The 2364-nt window shown below is 74.2% G+C and carries 2 protein-coding genes; both read right to left on the reverse strand.

What is annotated here, in order from left to right; genetic code table 11:
- A partial coding sequence (locus FV222_RS23385; RefSeq protein ID WP_281406912.1) for a transglutaminase N-terminal domain-containing protein occupies positions 1 to 295 on the reverse strand: 295 nt, incomplete at its 3' end.
- A partial coding sequence (locus FV222_RS23390; RefSeq protein ID WP_147815762.1) for a circularly permuted type 2 ATP-grasp protein occupies positions 292 to 2364 on the reverse strand: 2073 nt, incomplete at its 5' end. The genes FV222_RS23390 and FV222_RS23385, both read right to left, overlap by 4 nt.

Here is a 2364-nt window from a genome sequence, read left to right on the forward strand (position 1 = left end):
CCTCCCAGCCGCGGCCGGATTCGGGGGCGGGCGGCGGCGCGCGCTCGACCCGCACCTTCGACAGCGCCTCGACCCGGAACCGGGTGTGCGGCGCGTCCAGGGTGATGCCCACGGTCTCGATGCCGAACGTGTCGCGCCGGATCACCGCGGTGGCCGGGCTCGGGTCGATCGTCACCACGCTCTCGATCACCGACTGGCCCTCGCCCTCGGCGGGCTTCAGGCGCAGCGAGCAGCGCGCGAAGCTCACGGGCTTCGCGTAGGTGTAGGTGGTGACGTGGCGCAGCGTGTAGATCACGCCAGCCCCGCCAGCTTCTCGGGCCGCAGGGCGTGGGGTCCGTTGGGGAAGTAGCGGCCGGCGATGGTGTCGGCGAGCCGCTCCAGGTCGTCCTCGATCCGCGTCAGCCCGACGACGTCGAAGTCGGCGGCCTCACCGCTGCGCAGCGCCGCCACGATCCGTGCGGCCAGCCGGCAATGCGGCTCGGGGATGCCGTCGGCCGAAAGCGCCGGCAGCTCGGCCAGGTGCCGGCCGATCGCCTCCGCCTGGAAGGCGACCGAGCGCGGGTTGTAGGGGTCGAGGAGCACCATGTCGCGCACGGGGTCGAGGGCCACGCCCTGCATGTAGCGCGCGCCGTAGGTGACCTGCGAATCGGTGAGCGACAGCAGCACGCCGAGGCAGTCGGCCCCGGCCTCGTCGTGGGCGAAGGCCAGGGTGAAGGCGCTGGTGTTGATCGCCCGCTCGATCCGCCGCCCGAGGTCGACGAAGTGCCATCCGGCGGCGCGGTTCATGTTCTCGTGCGTCAGCCCGGAGAGCGCCGCGATGTGGCTCAGCGCCCGCTCGGCCCGCCCGAGCAGCTGCGATTCGGTGAACGCGCGGGCGGCGTCGAGGGAGAGCAGGTCGATCAGGTCGGCGAGCACCCGCCACGCCTCGCCCGAGAGCCGGGCGCGCAGGGTCGCCGCGTTGGTGCGCGCCGAGATCACGTGGGCGCGGGCCGAGCCGTGCACCTCGCGCCCGACCAGGGCCTCCTGCGCCAGCGCCGCGGTCGGCATGTCAGCGGACCGGGTCGCGCCCCATTCCTCCAGCAGCGCGCGGATGCGCAAGGCGGTGGGGGCCTCGGTGTCGCCCGAGATGTCGGTGACGACGGCGTCGCCCACGCTGCGCAGATGCGCCAGCGTCAGGCGGATCACCGCCTCCGCGCGCTCGACGTAGCGGCCGAACCAGAACAGGCTGTCGGCCGCCCGCGAGGGCAGGTGACCGGAGATGCGCCGCACCCGCGGCGTGGCCTGCTGCCCGAGATGCCGGACGTCGACCGGGTTCTCGGAGAGGATCCAGACGTCGGCCGAGCGGATGCCGAGGCGCATCTCGATCGGGTCGACGTTCTCGCGTTCTGAGACGCGACAGAAGCCGCCCGGCATGACCCGCCAGCCGTCGGGGGTGCGGGCCGCGAAGACGCGGAGCGCGAAGGGGCGGGGGACGAGGTGCAGGCCCCGGTCGGTCCGCTCCCAGGCCGGCATGGTCGAGAGCGGGCCGAGGTCCTGGCCCACGAAGTCGAACGGCCGGTCCCGGAAGGCCGCGAGCACCCGCTCGCGTTCGGCCGCGAGCGCCTGCGGCCCGAGGATCGCGTCGCGCCCCGCCCCGCGCTGCGGCGTGGCGGCCGGGCGCAGCGTCATCGCGTCGAGGTTGTCCCGGACGTGGGCGAGCCCGGCGGGATCGCCGCACCACCAGGCCGGCGGGCTCTTCAGCTTCAGGCCCTCGCCGAGGAGGCGCTGGGCGATGCCGTCGAGATAGGGGCTGAGGGCCGCCGACTCGACCACGCCGGAGCCCGGCATGTTGGCCATCACCAGGCTGCCGTTGCGCAAGGCCTCGATCACCCCGGGGATGCCGAGCCGCGAGGCCGGGTTGAGTTCCAGCGGATCGAGGAAGTCGCCGTCGATCCGGCGCCAGACCGCGTCGGCCCGCTTCAGGCCGGAGACGGTGCGCACGTGCAGGCACCCGTCCTGCATGACGAGGTCGTCGCCCTCCACGAGCATCAGGCCGAGATAGCGCGCGAGCGCGGCCTGCTCGACGTAGGTGCTGCTGTAGGGACCCGACGTCAGCAGGCAGATGCGCGGGTCCGAGCGCGCGGCGCCGGACGCCAGGCCCTCGCGGAACGCCTGGAAGAAGGCGGGGAAGCGCTCGACCTGCAGGCTTTCGAGCACGTCCGGGAAGGTGCGGCCGAGCACCATCCGGTTCTCCAGGGCGTAGCCGAGGCCGGAGGGCGCCTGCGTCCGGTCGGCCAGCACCCGCCACGCCCCGTCCGGCCCGCGGCCGATGTCGGCGGCGTAGAGCTTGAGCCAGCGCCCGCCGGGGGGCGAGACCCCCTGCAG

The organism is Methylobacterium sp. WL103, from assembly GCF_008039885.1.
GTDB lineage: Bacteria > Pseudomonadota > Alphaproteobacteria > Rhizobiales > Beijerinckiaceae > Methylobacterium > Methylobacterium cerastii.